Origin of the sequence: Bacillus sp. 7_6_55CFAA_CT2 (assembly GCF_000238655.1) — a bacterium.
GTDB classification, from domain to species: domain Bacteria; phylum Bacillota; class Bacilli; order Bacillales; family Bacillaceae_G; genus Bacillus_A; species Bacillus_A cereus.
On the sequence record NZ_JH414711.1, the window covers coordinates 277055 to 300171 of the forward strand.

Sequence of the window (23117 nt, forward strand, 5' to 3'; positions counted from 1 at the left end):
TAGCAGTCATTGGTTATTTTAAAATTTTCACTTTAACAGTTTTGCGTCCCCATTTTTGAGCAGCGCTATCTGATCCAAGTAAGATATCGATACGGTTACCTTTAATTGCACCACCAGTATCTCCAGCGATAGCTTCTCCGTAACCTTCTACCCATACTTTAGATCCTAATGGGATTACTTTCGGGTCAACAGCGATCATTTTCATGTTTGGATTCGCAGTTAAATCATGACCCATTGCAGTTAATACACGGCCGCCATATGTGCCACCGTTTTCGCTCGGGTGAGCTGTATATGCTGTAGCTACAACTGTTAACTCACGACCACCAGAAGGTGTGTTAGTTTCAGCAGCTTTCACAGCAGGCTTAGCAGCTGGTTTTGCTTGTGCTACAGGTGCTTGAGCCTTAGCTGGTGCTTCAGCTTTAGCAGGAGCAGTTGTTTCTTGTTTCTCAATTACAGGTGCTGTACCTGTTAAGAAAGGAACATGAACATAAGCTGTTTTCCCGTTATATTCAAATTGTAACCACTCATTTTGTACTTGGTTCGTTGTTTCGATTACATCGTCTTTCTTCAACTTTCCAAGAACCTCTGAGTTTGTGTTCGCTTCAGCACGTACGTTTAATACGTTAGCTGTTACGTAGTAGATGCTTTTTGTGAACTCTGCACTTACGAATGCGTCTTTACCGTTTAAAGTAACTTTTGACCATCCGTTCTCTGTATTTTGTACATCTATTTTATTACCGTTTAGTAATTTACCGACAACTTTTGATTCCGTAGTAGGGTTTTCGCGTACGTTTAGTACGTCTGTTGTTACAACAGTTTCTGCATTAGCAGATGATGTGAAAATCCCAAGACCAAAAACTGCTGCTGTTGCTATACCAATTAATTTTTTCATGATAGCCTCCATTGCGTTTGTTTTCGTGTCCTCATTATAGCAACAGATTTTTTCGGATTTGGGGAAAACACACAATTACAAACCATTCGTAATAAGTCGTTAATATCTTGTAATATAACAAAAAATATAGGAAAGCGTTTTTCATTCTATATGACTCATAGGTTTCTAGTTATATTCAAAATATTTAATACAACATGTTTTTTTCGACGTAAATAAAAATATTACAGGAATGTTACATGATGTTTACTAAACGGTTACATTCCTTGAGTATTTTACCGTTTTATGGGTAATATAGTTATATAAACATAAACATTTTGTTTGTGAAGCTATAAACACGTGCTATATACTAGCAAAAAAACCGCATAATTGTTACAAAACGAAAGGGTTGCAAGGAAGAAATTTGCCCTTTTTTACATATGTAACACATCCTTTTTTAGGAAAATACATTCCTATCCGCGTTTTTCTCACACAATTTGACAGCAGTATTTCTAACTTGTAGCTCTTGCAGAGTGAAAAGGTTATATGAAAGGTAAGGCTGTCCATAAGAATTCAAATTGGTGAAGGTGAAAGTAAGAAAATCACCGCAAAATTATAGTTTTCTATCCGATTTTACATATCGGAATTTATGTTATTTACAAAAGCGAAACCTACGAAGGGGGATTTGATGAGGAAACTGACAAAAACATTCATCGTTTCATTAACATTATGTATTGCATTTACAATTTGGGGGATTATTCCCGAATCTATTATTGGAAAAGGTAGTTTAGGAAATGTAACAACCGCAATTCAAACTGCATTAGTTAGTAAGTTCGGCTGGTTTTATATTATTTCCGTTTCTATTATTTTAGGTGTGTCTATCTTTTTAATTGTTTCGAAATACGGTTCTATTCGTCTAGGTAAAGATGATGACGAACCTGATTATAGTTATATGACATGGTTTGCTATGCTATTTAGTGCTGGTATGGGTATCGGGTTAGTTTTCTGGGGCGTTGCCGAACCATTAAACCATTTATACGCACCTCCGTTTGGAGAAGGTGCAACTGAGGAAAGTGCGCGTCTTGCACTGCGTTTTTCATTTTTCCATTGGGGATTACACCCTTGGGGACTATATGCGTTTGTAGCGTTATGTATTGCTTACTTTACCTTTAGAAAAGGAAAAGCAAGTACGATTAGTGCGACAGTAGGTCCGTTATTTAAGGGCGGGGAACACGGGCGTATTGCTCATTCATTTGATGTGTTAGCTGTTTTTGCAACTGTGTTTGGTGTTGCAACGTCATTAGGTCTCGGTGCAAAACAAATTGCGGGTGGCGTTAGTTATTTAACATCTATCCCGAACTCATTAACGACACAGTTAGTTATTATTGCAATCGTAACAGTATTATTTATGTTATCTGCGCAAACAGGTCTGGATAAGGGAATTAAATATTTAAGTAATACGAACATTATTTTTGCGTTTGCACTTATGATTATTGTATTATTTGCGGGTCCAACAAACTTTATTATGAATTACTTCACTTCAACAATCGGTTCTTATATTCAGGAATTACCAAGCATGAGCTTCCGTTTAAGTCCATTAGACGAAGGTGGGAACCAATGGATTCAATCGTGGACAATTTTCTATTGGGCATGGTGGATTGCATGGTCACCGTTCGTAGGTACGTTTATTGCTCGTGTTTCACGAGGACGTACAATTCGTGAGTTTGTAATCGGTGTGTTACTCGTACCGACAATAATTGGTGCACTTTGGTTCTCTGTTTTCGGTGGAACAGGTATTCATATGGAGCTGTTTGGTGATGCACATATCTTTGAAAAAATTAAAGAGATGGGAACAGAAGTAGGATTATTCGCTATGTTTGATCAAATGGGAAGCTTTGGATCAGCTTTATCTGTTCTAGCGATTCTTCTTATTTCTACATTCTTTATTACATCTGCAGATTCTGCAACATTTGTTTTAGGGATGTTAACGACACATGGTAGTTTAAACCCACCAAATCGCATTAAAATGATTTGGGGTATCGTTCTAGCCGCGATAGCTTCTACGCTATTATATATTGGCGGATTAGAAGCCTTACAAACGGCAGCTATTATTGCAGCATTCCCGTTTGTCTTTGTTATTTTCTTTATGATGGCAGCATTATTTAAAGAGTTACAAAAAGAGGGACGTATGAAGCGTCATTAACAATAGAAGGAAAAGAGCTGATTTCATATCAGCTCTTTTTTATTTCTCTATTTGCCTGTAAAAGTACGATTGGTGATGGTTAATTAAAGTTTCACTTTATATAGAAGGAATTTGAAATGCGGGTAGGGGAAATAAAATACTTTACCATATAAGTAGTATGCCTTTTATACGAAGAAAAAACGATAGGTTTCGACAATATTCGATCCCTTACGAATTCTATTCATATTTTTGACAAAAAATTGTCGGAAATGTGTTGTCACGTTTATATATATGTGCTATATTATTTCCTGTAAGCGATTTCAAATAGTTTTAAAGCGCATTCAAGGGGGACATCTAGAATAATGAAACGTTACGAAAGAAAGTGGAAGCATATTTGTTTGAAACGTGTGGCACATCGTAGTGTCCAAGAAAGCACGGAACCTAAGACTGAAACGCGCAAAGAACAGCAAGAGAAGCAATTGGTTCTACAAAAATAGCAATCACTTTTTCGTATATAAATGAAGGTCGATCGTTCGTTGGGGGATGGACGTGAAATTACTTTCAGCTAAGGGGTATTGTCTGATATATAATTTATACGGCAATAAATAAGCACAGAGCATACGGCGCTCTGTGCTTATTTTTATTATTTATCTTTTTTGAATCGAACTGTTTTATCCCAGCCAATGACTTGTTTCTTGCTCTTTGCACGTAAGTATAAGATTAAGCTACGAATAAATAAGTACGTAAAGAGCTGTGCGTACGTAAAGTACATAATAACGCTAATAAAAATATTAGTCGGTGTAAAGGTTCGTTCGACACTCTGGGCACTAAATAATTGAGAAACATATGTAATATATGCGACATACCACATAAATAGTAGCGGAATGCTATATTGAATTTGGAATATCCCGAGTAGCCCAATTACAAACCAAACGTTCGAAATGATTAGGAATAGCCAAAATACAACATACACTAGAACTTGTTGTAAGGAATGAACAAGCAGCTTTCCTTTAAAGAAACTTAATGATGAGAACATTTTTTCTAAAATATATAAATTTCCTTGGAGCCAACGTGTACGTTGTTTAATAAGAATTTTTAAATGCTCTGGTTCTTGTTCCCAAGTAACTGATTCTGGGACGATTGGTAAGAGATAACCTTTTTGTGTAATTCGTAATGTTAATTCAGCATCTTCTGCAATTGCGTAAGGGTCATAGCCACCAAGCTCTTCTAGTGCGGAGCGACGAAGAAGCATGTTTGTTCCTGTCAGCGAGCCCGTTTGGAATAGTAACCAGCGTCCAGATTGCATAAGGAGCTGGAAGATTTGGAATTCTAGCGAAATCATTCGCGTTAACCAGTTTCTTTTTTCGTTTACTGTACGAACGTGTCCAACAGCTCCAACAGCATCTTCAGTTGTTTCAGCGTGTTCTACAAGCATTCGCAGTGCGTGTGGTTCAGGCTGGTTATCTGCATCGTAAACACAGAAGTACTCACCATCTGAAATACTAAGCCCATAGTTTAGTACACGTGATTTACCCTTCGGTTCACCGGGAGGAACACGAATATGACGAATATGAGCATAAGCTTTGTCGAAATCATCTCCGATTTCAGGTGTTTCATCTTGAGAGTTATCATTTAATAAATAAATAGTTAGCTTTCCTGGATATTCAATCTTTGCCATCGCCTCTAAAGTATCTTTAATAACGACGCCTTCATTATGGGCAGGTATGAAAATATCGACGCTCGGATAATGTTCTAGCGTACGATCTTTTCGTTTACTATTTCGGTGAATTAAGCCCGCGATTGTTAAGAAAGAGTAGTAAACGAGTAAGCCAGAGAATAGAAAGGCCGTAAAAATAAGTACATATTTAATTGAAAATGTGATACTAATCCAAAAAACGAGTACGCAAAACAGAAGGAATAAAAGAAGTATAACGAGAGTCATCATAACAGTGTCTGTCCTTTGTTTCCAATTTGCTCGCGTGAAATTTTTATATCTTTGATTGCTTCAGCAGCAAGCCATTGCTCCATTTTTGGTTTTAGGCGGTTCATTACAATGTCAGCACCAGCTTCATTTGTGTTTTGTAATAAAATAACTAGCGTATTATTATCATATTCAGCAGCAAGGTCAAAATCATTCCTTACCGTTTCAACTAATAAAGAAGCTACACGGTCCATAACACTTTCCTTTGTATATTTACTAAAGGAAGTGAAATCAAAGTAAACAATAATGCCTGTTTCATTACGACGATTCATTGCAGTCGTTAATAACGCTTGGCGTCTCTCGAATTCTTGTCTTGTTAGTAATTTGGATTCTCCAATATATTGTTCCAATGTTCTCACACGCTCAGTTAAAGCTTTATTTTCATGAATCACTTTTTTCAATAGGTGAGTTGTTATATATACAATGAAGAAGTTAGCTGCCATCAGGAAGTGGGTAATCATATATTGCCATTGATCTGATGTACTCCATAAGTGAAGCCATGCTTGATAGAACAAATAAAATACGGAAATAATGGTTCCTAGTATGAAGAAAATAAATGCTGTTTTGTCAGCTAAAAATAAGAATAGTACATTTACGATTACGTATATTAGTGTAAAAATGAGAGCATGCTCATATTTCGTCACATGTACAGTAGTAAAATAAAATACAATTTGTAAAATCCACATAGAGAGGATTTTATAGAACTTATCTTTCACAAAACTTTCCTCCTTAAAGCTATTTCATCAATAGATACTTGTAGTATGCGCAATTATTAAGAAATTGACCATGTCGTTACATTCTTTTGAAGGGTAACAACAAGTAGTATCTCTATTTTCATAAGAAAAATAAAAAGACTTAAACATTATTGTATCATAATGTGCCTATATTTAGGATAAATTGATTAATAGATACATAAAAGACGTTTGGATTGCATGAAAAAAGTCTCCTCTTGTAGAAAGAGAAGACTCTATATAAGTTTATAGGAACATCATACCTGCAACTGCTGCGTTTAAGAAGTTCGCTAATGTACCAGCGATAACTGCTTTAATCCCTAATTGTGCAATTTGTTTACGGCGAGTAGGAGCTAACGTTCCTGTTACACCTAATTGAATTGCGATAGAAGAGAAGTTTGCAAATCCACAGATTGCAAATGTTAAAATTAGATTTGTTTTGTCAGAGAACTCTGCCATGTGTGGTCCTAAGTTTGCGTATGCAACGAATTCGTTGATTGCAAGTTTTTGACCGATAAAGCTTGCTGCTTGTATCGCTTCACCAGGAGAAACCCCGATTAAGATTGCGAATGGTGATAATAAGTAACCAAAGATTAAATCAAGGCTAAGTTTAATATCGAACAGAGAACCAACCCATCCTAATAATCCATTTAATAAAGCGATTAATGCGATGAAAGCCATTAACATTGCTGCTACGTTAATAACAAGTTGCATACCTTCAGATGCGCCGCGTGCAGCTGCATCAATAACATTTGCGTCTTCACGTTCTGTAGAAAGTTCAACGTTATTATCTACTTTTTCTGTCTCTGGCATGATTAGTTTCGCAATTAATAAGCTCGATGGAGCCGCCATAATTGCAGCTGCTAATAAGTGCTCTAACGGAATACCCATTGCTGCATAACCGACAAGAACGGATCCAGCAACAGCTGTCATACCGCTTACCATAATAGTGAAGAATTCACTATTTGTTAAGCGTGCTAAGTAAGGTTTAATTAAAATTGGAGCTTCAGTTTGTCCTAAAAATACAGTCGTTACTGAGTTTAGGCTTTCTGCTTTAGAAGTTCCAAGAAGTTTACTTAATGCACCACCAACGATGCTAACAAATTTCTGCATAATACCGAAATAATATAAGATTGCTACTAATGAACTAATAAATACGATTGGAAGTAGTGCTTGAATAAAGAATACAAATCCCCAAGGTCCCTTTGCGTTGACTAAATCCCCAGTAACGAACTTAATTCCCTCGTAAGAAAAATTAATTAATCCTTGAACACCGTCAGCAGCGTGTTTTAAACCTGCTTTACCAGCGTCCCATCGTAATACGATAAATGAAAATGACATTTGTAATGCTAGCGCAATTAAAATTGTGCGCCAATTAATAGCTTTGCGGTTGGAAGATAGTAAGAAAGCAATTGCTAATACTCCAATCACGCCGCCAATTCCCCATAAAAGATTCATGCAGTGTATGCTCCTTCCTCATAGTAAAAACAGTGTATAAACCAGTTGTCTATACGTTTGCGAATATAACATCTTTAGTAACTTATCATAATGGACATCGGAGGTCAAACGTCTAATGAAAAGTTTAAATAAAAAGAAAATTCTTCAAAAAAACACATATAAAATAAATAGACATGAAATAGGTTATGTTTTTTATGAAAATATATACATTATGATAACGTTATGCATTGTTTTTGTAGAATAAAGTGTATGAAATGGAAGAATGGATACATTATTTTTGTAGAGAGAAGGTAGGAGAAAGGGAGTAATATGTTGAACTCATAGCAAAAAAAGCCTTCTAGTAAACTAGAAGGCTTTGAAACTATTAATTAAGGTGCTTTCGTGTATCCTAAGAAGTGGCTCTTCCAATAAGAGTTACTTAATGAAGCGATCGCGACACCTTTATCTCCAGCTTGGATAAATGATCCGCCCCCAAGGTAAATACCCATGTGAGAAGGACCAGATTTATAAGTGTTTTGGAAATAAATTAAGTCACCAGGTTGTGGACTTGAAGTTTTTGGTAGGCTACTCCAATATCCTGCAACACTTTGGCGGCTAATGTTATGACCAAATTTCTTAAATACGTGGTAGATGTAGCCACTGCAGTCTACACCGTTAGCAGAAGTTCCGCCCCAAACGTACGGTACACCTTGCATTGATTTTGCATATGCAAGTACGGAAGAACTGTCGCCGCTATTGTTGCCTGTATTATTATTGTTGCTATTGTTTTGATTGTTATTTTGGTTATTGTTAGGCTTATTATCTACTGCGCCTCCAACTGGTGTTTTAGACAGGTAACGTGTTCCGATATAACCAGTTTGACCGTTGTAGTTAATTTTGCTCCATCCAGAGTTTTCAGAGATTACTTGAACCTTCTGTCCTTGTGGAAGTGCGCCTATGATTCTATAATTTGTACCTTCGCCGCTACGTACATTTAGTGCAGAAGCATTAATGTAGTAGTCGCCAATTGCACCTTGGTTAGGTTTTTCAGGTTGTTTTGGTTGCTCAGGAGTAGTAGTGCCACCTTTAACGAATTTTACAAATTCGCTACTAACAAAGCCTGTTTTTCCTTGGTAATTTACTTTAAACCAACCGTTTTCAGATCCAACTACGTTTAATGTTGTACCATTTAAAACGCCACCAATTACACTATGGTAAGCGGCAGGGCCTGTACGAACACGTAGAGATGTAGCGTTAACCACGTAAGAACCACCAGTTTGAATAGTTCCATTATTATTGTTTTGCTCTTGTTTGTTGCCTTCTGTAACGTTTTCGTTAGAACCGCCTTTTGTTACGTAGTCTTTGCTTACATAAGCAGTTTGTCCTGTGTAATTGATTTTGAACCAATCTTGAACTTCGCCAACAACTTGTACTACTTGTCCTTTTTTGACAGAACCTACAGTTGTATGAGAGGTGCTAGGACCTGTACGAACGCGAAGGGAAGATACATTTACTGTATAGTTTCCGCTTGCTGGTTTTACTTCTTGGTTGTTATTATTCGTATTGTTGTTTGAAGAACCTGCATTAGAAGAAACGCCAGATACGAATTCGCCACTTACATAACCTACTTGTCCATTATGGTTAATTTTCACCCAACCATTTTCTTGTCCAATTACGTTTAATGTTTGTCCTTCATATACACGCCCAGAAACAGAACTAGATGTGTTAGGAGCTGTACGTACACGTAATACATCAGCGGTAACTTTATTGTTTCCACCTGTACTTACATTGTTGTTTGCTGCGCCACTTTTTGATACAAATTCGCCACTAACAAAGCCTGTTTGTCCATTAATGTTAATTTTGAACCAACCGTTTTCTTCGCCAATCACGTTTAGTGATTGACCGTTATAAACGCGTGAGATGATGTCGTGAGAAGTGCTTGATCCCGCACGAACATGTAATACGCTCGCGTTTACCTTATAAGATGAGCTGTTTGATGCAGAAGCTTGGACAGTTGTAGCAGCTTTTTGTGTATTTTGTTCAGGTGCAGCTTGAACACTATCAAGTGTAGGTGCTGCTCCTCCTGCTACAGACACTGCCGCAAGACCGGCAAGATACTTTTTCATAATTTGTCGATTCCTTTCTGTCTGTAATGTAGTGAAGAAATATTTACCAACTGTTAAAAATTCTAAAGAGCATGTCGATTACTGTCAAGACTTATATAGGAATCTGAATATGACAAAAAGATTACAAGAAAAAAATCAAGGCATAAAATTACACCTTGATTTCCATTTAAATGCATATATTGAATATGAAAGGACAGAAATTATTCGTGTTTAAGAAGATGACATATTGGATTGTAATAAGATTTGATTAAAAGATTTTTGCAGTTTTTTGGTGATAGGCCCAACTTGCCCATCTTGAATCGCGGTCCCATCAAGGTGGGTCATTGGTAAAATTTCAATCGTTGTGCCTGTAAAAAAGCATTCATCTGCTTGATAAACGTCACGAACGCTGAAAAGTTCTTCCTGCACAGGAATGTGAAGAGTATTCGCTAAAGAAAGGACATATTGACGAATAATGCCATTTAAAATAAGGTGATTGGCTGGATGTGTGTAAAGCGTTCCGTTTTTAATTAAAAAGAAGTTGGAATGGCTTCCTTCCGTTACTATACCGTTCCTTACGAGAAGTGCCTCTTTACAACCTTTCCGTTCAGCTTTCGTAGCAGCTAGTACGTTTGGTAATAAATTTAATGATTTAATGTCACAGCGTAGCCATCGAGTATCGGGTTCTGATATAGCGCGTATACCATATTCAATCCATAAAGCTGGTCGTTCTTTTTTTGTAATATAGGCATAAATTGTCGGAGGGTTGTCATATGAAAATACATGTGTGCGAGCTTGTACACCACGAGATACTTGCAAATAAATGATGCCATCTTCGTGGAAATGGTTTCGTTCAATTAATTTGTAAAGTAAAGTGATGAGCTCAGCTTTTGAGAAAGGGAGCGATAATTCTACTTCTTCCATGGATCGATATAATCTCGTTATGTGCGGATCTAATAAATGAAAGTTCCCTTTATATAGGCGAATAACCTCATAGACACCATCTCCGAACTGCGAACCTCTCTCTTCAAGTTCTATGTACGTTTGTTGTTTTGTTGTATCAATAACTTCATCATTCCAAAGTACAAATTTTTCGTATGCCAATTTCCGTCCCATCCTTTCGTAAGTACGTAAGTAACGTGAAACTTTCATTCATGCGAGATAAAAATCACTATAGTAATTTTTATGTGAGCAATTCTCTACATATGACCATATATGTATTTGTAAATCATAGAGAAATAAGGATGATCTACCCCGCATTAACGGCAGTAAAGCCCCTACTTACAAATTCGGGTAGAGCAAAGAAGTGAAGTGGGCGAATCACTGCCCGTAAATGCCCGATTGATGAGGGCTGATTAAAGTTTCACTTTACAGCATTTTGTATATACAAATTCGAAAATAAGAAATGAGAATCCTGCTTTTAAATAAAAAAAGCAACATTCTTATGGAATGCTGCACAAGGAGGGTAGCTATCTTTCATAGGGACATTGTCTCGTTGAATGCTTTGTGTATGGAAACAAAACAAGTTGAAAGACAATTATAAGAAAGTAGAAACAAAAGATTTACACATTTCTTTAAGGGATCTTACGAAAGATGAGAGATGAGAAATATGTAGAACCTCGTTTACATATTTTATTATAGAGATTCTTCATTAACACTATGTGAATATTTGGTAAAGGTTATGTAATTTTAAAGTTAATGAATATAAGTAGTTGTATGGAAGAAAATAAAAAAGAGGCTGAGATTACTCAGCGCTCTTCTTTTCTTCTTTAATAACTGTTTTTACTTCACCAGTTTTGATCTTATTACTTTCAGAGAAGCGAAGTAAGTCACCTTCAATGATTTTATCAGACATGTTCAATTCATTTTGGGCACGATCAATTAGTGGTTGAGATTCTTCTTTCGGTAATTGTACAACTTCGCCAGTAGCACGGTCATAGAATGTACTGTTTGTGTACATGTATTTATCTGTAACGAAGCTACCGTCACGAAGAACAACGAATCCTTTATTATCAGGTGAGAATACATCATGACCGAATCGAACGTCATTTGTAGAATCTACACCAAGTAAGTTTAGAATAGTTGGTTTAATGTCAATTTCACCAGTTGGTTTCGAAATTGTTTTACCTTCTTTTTGACCTGGAACGTGAATAAACATCGGTGTTTTTTGTAAGTTCATATGGTCAAATGCAGTGATTTCTTCTTTTCCTAAGAACTGTGCCATTGCACGGTTATGGTTTTCAGAAATACCGTAGTGGTCACCGTAGAATACGATTACTGAGTTGTCGTAAATACCTTCTGCTTTTAGACGCTCAATAAAGTGTTTCATTGCTTCGTCTAAGTAACGAGCAGTTACCATGTAACGGTCAAATACTCCATCACCAGAATTGTATTCATCGATTAATTTTGTACTGTCATCGTAAGTGAATGGGTAATGATTCGTTAAAGTAAGGAAGCGAGTATAGAATGGTTGCTTCACTTGTTTTAACATATCAATAGATTGATCGAAGTACTCGATATCTTTTAATCCCCAGTTTAATTTTGTTTCTGGCGTAATCTTGTAGTCAAGCTCGTTGTAGTAACGATCATAACCAAGTGCTGGATACATAATGTTACGGTTCCAGAATGTTGCGTTGTTTGCGTGGAATACCGACGTGTGATACCCTTGCTGACGTAAAATTTCTGGAGTTGCTGTATATTCATTGTTACCGTGTGTGAAGAATACAGCACCGCGGTCTAGTGGATATAACGAAGTATCTACTAGGAATTCAGCATCAGATGTTTTACCTTGACCAGTTTGATGGAAGAAGTTATCAAAGTAATAACTTTCTTTCGTAAATTGGTTTAAGAATGGTGTAACTTCTTGTCCATTAACTGTTGCACCAATTAAGAATGTTTGTAATGACTCAAGAGAGACAACAATTACGTTTTTCCCTTTTGCAGTACCGAACATATTTGGATCTGGTTTACTTTGTGTTGTTTTTACGTAGTTTTCTGTTTCTTGTAATTTACTACCGTCAGCGAACGCTTTTTGTGAACTTGATTTTGCTTGTAAGCCAAGATCGTATACTTGATGTACATATAATCCTAAGTTTTTAACAAGCATAACGCGGTCGAATGAACGTGTTAATAGTTCTGGGCGTTCAGCTTCTGCAAGTCCTAAGTTTGCGAAGAAAATAGCAACTGTTGATACGAAGTATAGAGAACGCATCGGGCGTGCTACACGCTCTGTAGGTGCAAAGTTCTTCATTTTCTTTAATAGAACGAAGAAAACGATAATGTCTGCAAATGCAAGAATAATTTTGTAGTTAAATAATTCTTTCACACTAGAACCTAAACTTCCGAAGTTAGATGTTTGTCCTAGCACCGGTAATGTAACGAAGTCATTGTAGAATCCGTAGAACATTACGTTACCAACAAGAACGATTGTTAAGACAAAATTAATTCCAAGTGCTATATAGTTACGTTTTTTCCCTTTTGCAAATAATGCAAGACCAACAAGCAGTAATGATGCTGCTAATGGGCTAAGGAATAAAATGAATTCTTGCATGAAAGATTCAAGTTTTAAATCAAAGCTTGTGCGTGTAATAAGGTAAGTTTTCAGCCATAAGGCTAAAGCTACGAATACAGTGAAACGCACATTTTGAAATTGTGATTTCAAGGTTTCTTTCATTCATTTCCACCCTTTCTCTATCAGGCTTGGTCGATTTTGGAGCGAAAAATGCTAAAATAAAAAATACATAGTTTTCTTGGCCATAATTAAAGGTTCTATATTCACCCATATACGACTATAACTATGCATACCCTTTTGGTTTCTTTTGTTGCTCATAAGCATAACGTCATTTCTGTATTATACAACAAAATTCATTTCTGAGAAACACTATAACATTTTACATTTTTTGTATAAGATTTGTCACTACCAGAGAAAACTTTAACATTCGTTTATATGTCCGTCAACTAGAAAATATAACAAAGGTAGAGCAGAATGTTAAGTGGAAGTGAAAATTTTCTTTGTTGAGAAATAAGAAATGAAGATGGGTAAGGGTTATCTAGAAATCTATTATATGAAGGAAATAGTGTGAAAATTAACGAACACTTGTTCTTTTTTGGTTTGTTTGTTACAATAAAAGTTCATTGATAGGTTTTGTGTAATTTCCATGAACTTTTACTGATAACATATTGTAGCTTATTTCTTTTTAAAAATAGGGAGGCTTTTTACATGAAACAAAAATTTTCAGTTGAAGCGTTTTGGAAGAAAGGAAAACATGTTGCAAAGCAAGCAGGGCAATCGGTCATTTATGCAAGTTTATTACTGTTTTACGTTTTGCAAAGACCCGATGTTCCAAAACGAGTGAAAATTATTGTAATTGGAGCACTTGCTTATTTTATTGCACCGATTGATGCGATTCCAGATTTCATTGCTGGAATTGGCTATACGGATGATTTGGGGGCGTTAACGGCCGCACTAATACAGGTGTCGTTATACGTCAATGAAGATGTGAAAGATAAGGCACGAGTGAAGTTGGCAGAATGGTTTGGTTCGGATATAGACACAACATTTATCGATCAGAAATTAGGTCAATAGTTGAAACCTGTCATAAGGTGACAGGACGAACGTAAGCGAGGAAGTGCATTATGCCATCAGGAAGAACGCATACGAAAATAAACTTAATATCCCTTCCGGTTGTTTTGTTTTTGCTCTTTTCGTATGGATTAACAAATTTTGATTTTTTATTAACTTTTACGATTGGTTTTTTAGTAGGTACTTCATTTTTAACACCAGATTTAGATACGTACAGTAATGCTTATAACAAATGGGGTTTCTTACGTATATTTTGGTATCCTTATAAGAAAGTAATGCCGCATCGATCTTTCTTTACACATACGATTATACTTGGTGATGTAATTCGTATTGCGTACATGTTAATCGTCTTTTCTCCATTTTTGTTACTATTAAATGTAATCGCACTGGATGGTAATTTAATAGAAATTGCGAAGAAGCATGAGGTTGAAATTGTAACGTTCTTAATGGGAATTGTTGTGGCAAGTACGCTCCACATTATAGCGGATAAAGTGAATACGCGCCGAAAGAAAATGATGAGAAAAAAGAAGAAACGCAGAAGATAAAGTGAACGAATTAGGAAAAGGGCCCCTTGCAAATTGCAAGGGGCCCTTTTTAAACAAACATTTGTTTAAAATTAAGCTTTCAGCACTTTAATTCCTTTTACAATGTTCCAGATGAAGTAGTATAAGCTGATGATTCCGCAAATAGCTAAGACAATCATTGATCCAATTCCAAGTGTTACATCTGGTTGATCAGATCCAAGGCCCATAATTCCTAGAATAGTTACGCCAATGAATGTAGCGATACTTGGAATGATGTGTGTCCATAGAGCACGTTTTGCATGTGGTTTTGTTTCAGCGTCTCCCACAATCCAAACGATAATAGGGAATAAGATAGGGGCAAATAGTACACTAAAGTATGATAACGCAGCTAATATTTTATTTCCGTTCATATATATCACCTCATGAATAATTTCTGTTGTTATACTATTATTATGCAATAATTTTGGCAAACTTCCTATCGATGAACATTACAAGAACGTGACGATTTTGTAAGATTTTCTATTAAATAATAAAATTTTCAAAAAAATCTTTTTTAATAGAAATTGTTATGGTACAGTATAAATGAAAGTTGTTGAAAACGTTTTCTTAAACGTTTTTTTATTTTAGGCTTAAAGGTATGATGACCTGATAGTCTATTGATGAGGTTATTCTATTTAAAAGGGGATTCTTTAGGGGGAGAGAACAATGAACACATGGACACAAGTTTATGATCCATTCGGAAACATTTGGATTTCGGCAGCGGTCGCACTTATTCCGATTATCTTTTTTTTCTTAGCTTTAGCAGTTTTCCGCATGAAGGGGTATGTGGCAGGATTTATTACAGTTGTACTTACAGTTTTAGTAGCGTTATTCGCTTATAAAATGCCGTTCACGATGGCAATGGCAGCAACCGGGTACGGTTTTTTGTACGGGTTATGGCCAATTGCTTGGATTATCATTATGTCCGTATTTTTATATAAAATTTCTGTGAAAACAGGTCAATTTGATGTGATTCGTGCATCGGTATTATCGATTACGAACGATCATCGTCTACTCGTTATTTTAATTGGATTTTCATTTGGAGCATTTTTAGAAGGAGCGGCAGGATTTGGGGCACCAGTAGCGATTACAGCAGCGCTTCTTGCGGGTCTTGGGTTAAATCCTTTATACGCAGCAGGTCTTTGTTTGATTGCAAATACTGCACCAGTGGCGTTCGGAGCGATGGGAATTCCGATTACAGTTGCTGGACAAGTAACAGGTATTGATCCACATAAAATTGGACAAATGGCTGGGCATCAATTACCGTTCCTATCATTATTTGTTCCATTCTTTATCGTATTTTTAATGGATGGATTTAAAGGGATAAGACAAACGTGGCCTGCGTTACTTGTAGCGGGTAGTTCATTTGCGATTACGCAGTTCATTACAGCGACATTTTTAGGACCGGAACTTCCGGATATTACATCGGCACTTGTAAGTTTAATTAGTTTAGCGCTGTTCTTAAAAGTTTGGCAGCCGAAAGAAACTTATCAATCTGGGCAAGCAAATAGTGAAGTAGCAGCAACAACGACAGTAGCATCGATGCCAAAATTAACGTTTGGAAAAGTAGTGAAGGCATGGTCCCCATTTATCGTATTAACGGTTATGGTAGTCATTTGGAGCCAAAGTTTCTTTAAGGCATTATTCGCTCCAGGAGGGGCTTTAGAAAGTCTTGTATTTAAGTTTGAAATTCCAGGTCTGCATAATTTAGTAATGAAAGCAGAGCCAATTGTAAATAAACCAACGCCTTACGAGGCAATTCTGAAGTTTGATGTATTATCGGCAACTGGAACAGCGATTTTAATTGCTTGTATCATTTCCATGTTTATTTTGAAAATGAATGTAAAAGATGCAGTAGTGACATTTAAAGAAACGTTAAGCGAATTAAAAATGCCAATTCTATCTATCGGATTTGTACTAGGGTTTGCATTTATCGCAAACTATTCTGGTCTATCTTCTACGTTAGCGTTAGCATTAGCCGGAACTGGCGGACTATTCCCGTTCTTCTCACCATTCTTAGGCTGGATTGGCGTATTCTTAACAGGGTCTGATACGTCTGCGAATGCACTGTTCTCAAATTTACAAGCCATTACAGCACAGCAAGTCGGCGTATCTGAAGTGCTTCTCGTTGCAGCAAATACAACAGGCGGTGTAACAGGGAAAATGATTTCCCCGCAGTCGATTGCGATCGCTTGTGCGGCGGTTGGTCTTGCTGGAAAAGAATCGGATTTGTTCCGTTTTACAGTGAAACATAGCTTGTTCTTCGTCATAATTGTGGGGATTATGACTTATGTTCAGGCATATTATTTAACTTGGATGATTCCGTAAAGTGCAAAAGAAATAAACTTTTCATTTTTCAGATTATCGTGTATGATGGGAAAGTATTGAAAATTAAATCAGTGATAAACTAGGGGTGCCTAACGTATGCGTAGGCTGAGAGAGAAGCGCGTGAACTTCTTAACCCTTTGGACCTGATCTGGCTCGTACCAGCGTAGGGAAGTTAACGGCTTTACATAATGATGTCTTTATGAGCCAGGTCCTTATTTTTTTATGGACCTGGCTCTTTTTATTTTGGCATGCGCTGGCCATATCTTGTCCTTGTCACGAACAGGGGGGCAACAAAAATTATGAAACAATCTGTTTCAGCTGAGCAAATTGAATTGAAGTCGAGTTTACCAGGGAGTAAGAAAGTATATGTGGATGGACCACGAGAAGGTATGAAAGTGCCGATGCGTGAGATTGAACAAAGCGAAACGAATGGCGTTCCAAATCCACCAATCCGTGTGTATGATACGAGCGGTCCTTATACAGATCCTGCGTATAAGGTCGAGTTGGAAAAAGGAATTCCAACGCCGCGCCACTCTTGGATTATGGGGCGTGGTGATGTAGAAGCATACGAAGGGCGTGAAGTGAAACCAGAGGATGACGGTGTGAAAGTAGCTTCGAAGCATACACCTGTTTTCCCGCAAATGGATCGCCAGCCGCTTAGAGCAAAGCAAGGTGCAAACGTTACGCAAATGCACTATGCACGTAATGGCATTATTACGTCTGAGATGGAATATGTTGCGATTCGTGAAGGGGTAGAGCCGGAGTTTGTTCGTAAGGAAATCGCAGAAGGCCGCGCTATTTTACCAGCGAATATTAATCATCCAGAAGCTGAACCGATGATCATCGGGCGTAATTTTCATGTGAAGGTAAACGCGAATATCGGAAACTCAGCTGTATCTTCTTCGATTGCAGAAGAAGTAGAGAAGATGACATGGGCAACGCGCTGGGGTGCGGATACGATTATGGATTTATCTACAGGTAAAAATATTCATACGACGCGTGAGTGGATTATTCGTAACGCGCCTGTACCAGTTGGAACTGTACCGATCTATCAAGCGCTGGAAAAAGTAAACGGAATTGCAGAAGATTTAACGTGGGAAGTGTACCGTGATACGTTAATTGAGCAGGCGGAGCAAGGCGTTGATTACTTTACGATTCACGCTGGTGTATTGCTTCGTTATATTCCAATCACGGCAAAGCGTACGACAGGTATCGTTTCGCGCGGTGGTTCGATTATGGCACAGTGGTGTTTATTCCATCATAAAGAAAACTTCCTATATACTCACTTTGAAGAGATTTGTGAAATTATGAAGCAGTACGATGTTTCGTTCTCTCTTGGAGATGGATTACGTCCAGGGTCTATTGCAGATGCCAATGACGAAGCACAGTTTTCTGAGCTTGAAACACTTGGTGAATTAACCAAAATTGCTTGGAAACATGATGTGCAAGTTATGATTGAAGGACCTGGACACGTACCGATGCACTTAATTAAAGAGAATATGGAGAAAGAGCTTGATATTTGTCAGGGCGCGCCGTTTTACACACTTGGGCCACTAACGACAGATATTGCACCAGGTTATGACCATATTACATCTGCAATTGGAGCTGCGATGATTGGCTGGTTTGGAACAGCGATGCTTTGTTATGTAACGCCGAAAGAACATTTAGGTTTGCCAAACAAAGATGATGTACGCACGGGTGTTATTACGTACAAAATTGCAGCGCATGCGGCTGATCTTGCGAAAGGACATAAAACGGCTCATCAGCGTGATGATGCACTTTCAAAAGCACGCTTCGAATTCCGTTGGCGCGATCAATTTAATTTATCTTTAGATCCTGAACGTGCGATGGAATATCATGATGAAACGTTGCCTGCAGAAGGGGCAAAGACAGCTCACTTCTGTTCAATGTGTGGACCGAAGTTTTGTAGTATGAGAATTTCACATGATATTCGTGAATATGCAAAAGAAAATGATTTAGAAACGACAGAAGCAATTGAAAAAGGAATGAAAGAGAAAGCAGAAGAATTTAAAGAAGCTGGTAGTCATTTATATCAATAACATGTTACACCTCTTTACTTAATTGATCACACTGTAGTACCTAACTTTATTATAGAAGAAGCCCCATTTGCTAAGACGGTAGCAAATGGGGCTTCTGTTGTTTATAAGGCGAAGAAGAGATGTACCCAGTAGAATAAGAGGAATAGTGTGACGACTGTTGTGAGCGGGATAACGATAAGGGATACACTTAAATAGTCTTTCCATTTTACTTTAATTTTGTTTTGTTTCAGAATATACATCCAAATGAGTGAAGCTAGCGTACCAATTGGTAGTAATAGTGAACCGATGTCACTACCAATGATGTTTGCAAGATAGATAGTTTTTAATGTGACTGGATCTAGTCCCATTTCTGTTAATGTGATTGTACCAATCATAAGGGCAGGATGGTTATTGAAGACGTTAGAGAGGATGGATACAAGTCCGCCCATTGCAAAGCTAGCATAGAGTAGATGCTGATTCACAATTGGCTCGAGCCATTGTACAAGTGCAGCTGTTAATCCTGCGTTGTGGAGTCCGTAAATAATGACGTACATAGAGAAGGCGAAAATTAAAATGTGCCACGGTGTCTTTTTCAAAATGTCGACAGGATTTGTTCGTAAGTAGTACCATCTCCAAATGAGAAGAACGAGTGAACCAAGTACTGCAACGATTTCAATTGGGATGGATAAGAAGGATGCAACAAATAGAAGACAGCGCATAAGGAAGACGAAACCTAATACTTTTAACATGAATCTTGTCCGTTTTTGTTTCGTATCAACAGAATTATTTCCTTTTAGTGGATGGAAGTTTTTCGTGAAGAAAATTTCTTCAATATCATATGAAGAAACAGGTAATTTTTTCGGAAGTTTTTTCTTCAAAACTGTATACATGAGCCATGACATAAATAATAAGCCTAATGTTGCAGGTACAAACATCATAGCAGTATGCATATAAAGAGTCATATTAACGATATTTAATGCGATTAAATTTACGATATTACTTACACCAATTGGTGCACTAGATGCCGTAGCGATTAAAGCACCACTTAATAAATAAGGAATTTGCTGATGAGGTTTTAATTGAAGATTTTTTAGAAGAAGAATTAAAATTGGAGTTGTAATTAAAATACTACCGTCGTTATTGAATAAAAGAGTCATGAGAAAACATAATAATTGAATATACCAGTATAAGCGGCGTCCAGAACCCTTTGCTAAATTTGCTAGTTTCGCTGCGGACCAATGGAAAAAGCCGAAGCTTTCTAATATAACTGCCATGACGATAGTCGCTAATATTGTTATGGAAGCACCGCCAATTTTACTTATAATATCCATGACGTCTGGTTTTGATACAAGTCCAGTAATTATGATGATACCAGCTCCGATTGCTGCTGGCCACGCCTCATTTAAACCTCGAGGCCGCCAAAAGATAACAATCATCGTTAAGAAGAATACAATAATAGTAATCCATATTTCAATGCTCATATTTTGCCTACCTTTCTATTTTCCCTTGAATAGATGTAGCTTGTCTCAAGTTTATATTGGTAGTATATTCAGCAAAAAATAAGAAGAACTAGACGTATAACGAGATGAAGCGAATATGTGTTTTTCATGCTAAAGGACAAGTGTCACTCGTAGTGAAATAACTATTGTGATAGGAGTCTATTAATTGATTGGGCAGTAAGGTAGTAAATGAGATTTATATAGGTGTAACTGAAAATATATCAGCGATTATTGAAATATATCGGCGTAACTCAAAATATATCAGCGATCATTGAAATATATCGGTGCAACTCAAAATATATCAGCGATTTTTAAAATATATCGACTTATCGACAAAACATGACAAAAGGAGCCCATCCCAAAATGCCTTTTGGAACAGACCCCAAGACTATATTATTTTTCCTTCAAAAAAGTACGATCCTTCAAGAATAAATTCCAGAAGAAAATAAATCCTGGTAATAAAATTGCAATCCCAATTGCGTATAGAATGAGCAGTGCATAGAACGTTTCTGTCGTTGTAAAGCTTGTAAATACAGTTACGTCAGGATAAATAATATAAGGTAAATGCGCGACGCCGTAAGCGTAGCTTGCAAATGCATATTGAGCGACGACAGCTAAAACGGCAATGCGAGGATATCCTAGTGTATTGTACTTTTTGTTTGTCCACCAAAGGGACGAGTATCCGATAACGAATAAAACAATAGAAACTGTAAACCACGGGAATTGCTTTATTAATCCTTGCATAAGCCAATGTGTTTCAGGATCCATTACAACGAGGGCGATGATCGCCGTAACGAGCGTTGCAGGACCAAGGATGATGGCATTTCTTCTATAAATTCTATACGTATCTTCTGAACTTTGTTCTCTCGCAAAATCAGCAAGAAAGAGAGAGGAGAGAAATAGTTCAGACGTTATTCCGAAGAGCATATAGCAATAGATAACCGGGCTAGAAAGAAGTTTTCCATACAGGAGTACTTCTTTCCCTTCAGACATTGTAATATAGGCTCCCTCTGTAACGGGTAAAACGGTAATTAATAGTGCTGGAATTAAGAGACCAGTAATACCTGAAATAACCCGAAGAAGGTACTGATATTTCGGCAAGGAGTAAGCAAACACCATAAATGTACTACGTACTGCAACGAGCACTAAAATTAACATAACTGGTACGAACATTACTGTCGCAAGAGTAAAGGCCGCTTTCGGAAAGAAGCCGAGAAATGCGACAACGACGAAAACGAGAAACGTATTTGTTACTTCCCAAGTTGGTGATAAGTATCGATTCGCAAGTTTAGCAGCGAGCGTCGGATGTTTTGCGTATACCATGCCCCAAAAACCAGCGCCAAAATCAATGGACCCTAGTATACTGTATACGAAAATAAGGGCCCATAAGATGATGATTGCAATACTTTCCTCATGCATGAGAATCGCCTCCTTGGTGTTGTAAATCATTCTTTAATGGATGTCTTCTAAAGAATGTCCGTAGAACAATGACTGTTAAAATAGCGAGTCCAATATATAAAATGATGAACAAAACAAATAAAGGACCGACGAAATCGGCGCGTGTAGATGCATCGACGGTACGTTGCATACCATAAATTGTCCATGGTTGACGACCGCTACAACTGAAAATCCATCCGAATTCAATACCGAGCATCATAATTGGTCCGCATGCGGCAGCCCCCCAAAGTAGCCACTTCGGTAGTTCTGTTCCCTTTTTTCGGTACACGAAATACCAATATAAGAGTGCAATTGCTGCAACAGCAAAGGTAAACGCAGCAGTGCCGACCATTAAGTTGAATAGTGTATGTGTATAAAATGGTGGCCATGTTTCTTGTGGGAATTCGTTTAGTCCTTTTACGACAGTGCTAGGGTCTAGTCCAACTAATAAGCTAAGCATGTTTGGAATTTCAAGTGCATAGTTTAGTTCAAGTGTATTAGGATCCACAACTCCGCCAATGGATAGCGGTGCGTGTGATGTCGTTTCAAATAAAGCTTCAGCAGATGCAAGTTTTTCAGGTGAGTGTTTATGTAAGGCAATCGCTGATTCATGTCCTGAAAGCCACATCGTAGCGCCTGTAATAAATGTAACGACAAGCCCTAATAGCAGCCCTTTTTTATGATAAGCAATTTCACGTGTACTTAAATTTTTCTTCAATAATTTAAATCCAGCAATAGAAGCAATGACAGCCGCACCAGTTGCATAAGCCGTAATAACGACATGAAATGCACTTGTGCCAAAACTTGGATTAAAGAAAGCTTTCCACGGATCAACGTTAAAAACAGATCCATCTGGATTCATTGAAAATCCTGCTGGTGTATTCATCCATGTATTTGCTGATGTAATAAGCACGGCGGATGCCGTGGCACCAAGCATGACGAAAAATAGCGAGATTAATCTCATAAATGGAGGGAGTTTATCGGCTGCATATACGTAAATCGACATGAATAAAGCCTCCAAAAAGAAGGCGAAAATCTCAATTTGGAAGGGAACAGAAATAACTTGCCCAACAATTTTGGCGAAACCAGGCCAAAGAAGTGAGATTTGCACACCAACAATTGTTCCAGTTGGAATTGCTACACCGAGAAGAATAGCAAACGCCTTTGTCCATCTTTTCGCCATAATGGCATAGTCGGAGTCTTTCTTCCAGTGATAGAGTATTTCGCTTATAAAAATCATCAATGAAAGTCCGACGCCAAGTGTTGCAAAAATAATGTGGAATGCTAATGAAGAACCAAAAAATGCTCTTGCTAATGTTACCGTATCCATATGTAAACTCCTCTTCTTTTTTGCCATTATTTTCT

17 protein-coding genes and 1 riboswitch are annotated in these 23117 nt (G+C 37.4%); of the genes, 6 read left to right on the forward strand and 11 right to left on the reverse strand.

Features of this window, described 5'->3' with window-relative positions:
* Window positions 1-13: 13 nt before the first annotated feature.
* Window positions 14-892 carry a cell wall-binding protein EntA gene (locus HMPREF1014_RS21990; RefSeq protein WP_000733352.1) on the reverse strand — a complete coding sequence of 293 codons (879 nt, stop codon included), beginning with the start codon at window positions 890-892 and terminating at the stop codon, window positions 14-16.
* 664 nt (window positions 893-1556) lie between these two features.
* On the opposite strand from HMPREF1014_RS21990, the gene opuD reads away from it, so the two are divergent.
* Window positions 1557-3071, forward strand: a complete 1515-nt coding sequence (gene opuD, locus HMPREF1014_RS21995) for a glycine betaine transporter OpuD (RefSeq protein WP_001230113.1) — start codon at window positions 1557-1559, stop codon at window positions 3069-3071.
* Window positions 3072-3412: 341 nt separating this feature from the next.
* The gene (locus HMPREF1014_RS32265) at window positions 3413-3547 is read left to right on the forward strand and encodes a hypothetical protein (RefSeq protein WP_000833067.1); all 135 of its coding nucleotides are present in this window, start codon (window positions 3413-3415) and stop codon (window positions 3545-3547) included.
* A 146-nt stretch (window positions 3548-3693) separates the two neighbouring features.
* On the opposite strand, the gene HMPREF1014_RS22005 is transcribed toward HMPREF1014_RS32265, so the two are convergent.
* From HMPREF1014_RS22005 to HMPREF1014_RS22030, 6 genes are all read right to left on the reverse strand, one after another.
* Window positions 3694-4995 (reverse strand): glycosyltransferase family 2 protein, encoded by a 1302-nt coding sequence (locus HMPREF1014_RS22005; protein ID WP_000988751.1) that lies wholly within the window; start codon window positions 4993-4995, stop codon window positions 3694-3696.
* A complete protein-coding gene (locus HMPREF1014_RS22010) occupies window positions 4992-5747 on the reverse strand; it encodes a nucleotidyl cyclase domain-containing protein (RefSeq protein ID WP_000653224.1) in 756 nt (251 codons plus the stop codon). The genes HMPREF1014_RS22005 and HMPREF1014_RS22010 overlap by 4 nt, the downstream gene beginning before the upstream one ends.
* A gap of 261 nt (window positions 5748-6008) precedes the next feature.
* Entirely contained in the window at window positions 6009-7220 is a 1212-nt protein-coding gene (locus HMPREF1014_RS22015; RefSeq protein ID WP_001051029.1) for a NupC/NupG family nucleoside CNT transporter, read from the reverse strand.
* Window positions 7221-7588: 368 nt separating this feature from the next.
* A complete protein-coding gene (locus HMPREF1014_RS22020) occupies window positions 7589-9325 on the reverse strand; it encodes a C40 family peptidase (RefSeq protein ID WP_000760293.1) in 1737 nt (578 codons plus the stop codon).
* Window positions 9326-9535: 210 nt separating this feature from the next.
* Window positions 9536-10420 carry a D-amino-acid transaminase gene (locus tag HMPREF1014_RS22025; RefSeq protein WP_080473662.1) on the reverse strand — a complete coding sequence of 295 codons (885 nt, stop codon included), beginning with the start codon at window positions 10418-10420 and terminating at the stop codon, window positions 9536-9538.
* A gap of 628 nt (window positions 10421-11048) precedes the next feature.
* A complete protein-coding gene (locus tag HMPREF1014_RS22030) occupies window positions 11049-12977 on the reverse strand; it encodes an LTA synthase family protein (protein WP_000665358.1) in 1929 nt (642 codons plus the stop codon).
* A gap of 546 nt (window positions 12978-13523) precedes the next feature.
* On the opposite strand from HMPREF1014_RS22030, the gene HMPREF1014_RS22035 reads away from it, so the two are divergent.
* Both HMPREF1014_RS22035 and HMPREF1014_RS22040 read left to right on the forward strand, forming a co-directional pair.
* Entirely contained in the window at window positions 13524-13889 is a 366-nt protein-coding gene (locus HMPREF1014_RS22035; protein ID WP_000810364.1) for a YkvA family protein, read from the forward strand.
* Between the two features lie 50 nt (window positions 13890-13939).
* Window positions 13940-14431: a metal-binding protein gene (locus tag HMPREF1014_RS22040; RefSeq protein ID WP_001139076.1), complete on the forward strand. Its 492-nt coding sequence runs from the start codon at window positions 13940-13942 to the stop codon at window positions 14429-14431.
* Window positions 14432-14502: 71 nt separating this feature from the next.
* Here HMPREF1014_RS22040 and HMPREF1014_RS22045 read toward each other — a convergent pair whose 3' ends face one another.
* Window positions 14503-14820 carry a magnetosome magnetite crystal formation protein family gene (locus tag HMPREF1014_RS22045; RefSeq protein WP_001014099.1) on the reverse strand — a complete coding sequence of 106 codons (318 nt, stop codon included), beginning with the start codon at window positions 14818-14820 and terminating at the stop codon, window positions 14503-14505.
* 295 nt (window positions 14821-15115) lie between these two features.
* Here HMPREF1014_RS22045 and lldP point away from each other — a divergent pair, with 295 nt between their 5' ends.
* A complete protein-coding gene (lldP, locus tag HMPREF1014_RS22050) occupies window positions 15116-16777 on the forward strand; it encodes an L-lactate permease (RefSeq protein ID WP_001099342.1) in 1662 nt (553 codons plus the stop codon).
* A gap of 71 nt (window positions 16778-16848) precedes the next feature.
* Window positions 16849-16964, forward strand: a riboswitch (TPP riboswitch).
* Between the two features lie 112 nt (window positions 16965-17076).
* Window positions 17077-18837, forward strand: a complete 1761-nt coding sequence (thiC, locus tag HMPREF1014_RS22055; RefSeq protein ID WP_000814479.1) for a phosphomethylpyrimidine synthase ThiC — start codon at window positions 17077-17079, stop codon at window positions 18835-18837.
* Window positions 18838-18938: 101 nt separating this feature from the next.
* Here the strand turns inward: thiC and HMPREF1014_RS22060 are convergent, their stop codons facing one another.
* The 3 genes from HMPREF1014_RS22060 to cydA form a co-directional block, all read right to left on the reverse strand.
* The gene (locus HMPREF1014_RS22060; protein ID WP_000021123.1) at window positions 18939-20297 is read right to left on the reverse strand and encodes an arsenic transporter; all 1359 of its coding nucleotides are present in this window, start codon (window positions 20295-20297) and stop codon (window positions 18939-18941) included.
* 411 nt (window positions 20298-20708) lie between these two features.
* Window positions 20709-21734, reverse strand: coding sequence for a cytochrome d ubiquinol oxidase subunit II (locus HMPREF1014_RS22065; protein ID WP_000544183.1), 1026 nt, complete (start codon window positions 21732-21734; stop codon window positions 20709-20711).
* On the reverse strand, window positions 21727-23082 hold the full coding sequence (gene cydA / locus HMPREF1014_RS22070) for a cytochrome ubiquinol oxidase subunit I (RefSeq protein WP_000381985.1): 1356 nt from the start codon (window positions 23080-23082) through the stop codon (window positions 21727-21729). Before cydA ends, HMPREF1014_RS22065 begins: the two co-directional genes overlap by 8 nt.
* Window positions 23083-23117 lie beyond the last annotated feature (35 nt).

Coding starts and splice junctions, on each gene's coding strand:
- HMPREF1014_RS21990 (WP_000733352.1), bottom strand. CDS start 892: ATGAAAAAATTAATTGGTATAGCAACAGCAGCAGTTTTTGGTCTTGGG.
- opuD (WP_001230113.1), top strand. CDS start 1,557: ATGAGGAAACTGACAAAAACATTCATCGTTTCATTAACATTATGTATT.
- HMPREF1014_RS32265 (WP_000833067.1), top strand. CDS start 3,413: ATGAAACGTTACGAAAGAAAGTGGAAGCATATTTGTTTGAAACGTGTG.
- HMPREF1014_RS22005 (WP_000988751.1), bottom strand. CDS start 4,995: ATGATGACTCTCGTTATACTTCTTTTATTCCTTCTGTTTTGCGTACTC.
- HMPREF1014_RS22015 (WP_001051029.1), bottom strand. CDS start 7,220: ATGAATCTTTTATGGGGAATTGGCGGCGTGATTGGAGTATTAGCAATT.
- HMPREF1014_RS22020 (WP_000760293.1), bottom strand. CDS start 9,325: ATGAAAAAGTATCTTGCCGGTCTTGCGGCAGTGTCTGTAGCAGGAGGA.
- HMPREF1014_RS22025 (WP_080473662.1), bottom strand. CDS start 10,420: ATGGGACGGAAATTGGCATACGAAAAATTTGTACTTTGGAATGATGAA.
- HMPREF1014_RS22030 (WP_000665358.1), bottom strand. CDS start 12,977: ATGAAAGAAACCTTGAAATCACAATTTCAAAATGTGCGTTTCACTGTA.
- HMPREF1014_RS22035 (WP_000810364.1), top strand. CDS start 13,524: ATGAAACAAAAATTTTCAGTTGAAGCGTTTTGGAAGAAAGGAAAACAT.
- HMPREF1014_RS22040 (WP_001139076.1), top strand. CDS start 13,940: ATGCCATCAGGAAGAACGCATACGAAAATAAACTTAATATCCCTTCCG.
- HMPREF1014_RS22045 (WP_001014099.1), bottom strand. CDS start 14,820: ATGAACGGAAATAAAATATTAGCTGCGTTATCATACTTTAGTGTACTA.
- lldP (WP_001099342.1), top strand. CDS start 15,116: ATGAACACATGGACACAAGTTTATGATCCATTCGGAAACATTTGGATT.
- thiC (WP_000814479.1), top strand. CDS start 17,077: ATGAAACAATCTGTTTCAGCTGAGCAAATTGAATTGAAGTCGAGTTTA.
- HMPREF1014_RS22060 (WP_000021123.1), bottom strand. CDS start 20,297: ATGAGCATTGAAATATGGATTACTATTATTGTATTCTTCTTAACGATG.
- HMPREF1014_RS22065 (WP_000544183.1), bottom strand. CDS start 21,734: ATGCATGAGGAAAGTATTGCAATCATCATCTTATGGGCCCTTATTTTC.
- cydA (WP_000381985.1), bottom strand. CDS start 23,082: ATGGATACGGTAACATTAGCAAGAGCATTTTTTGGTTCTTCATTAGCA.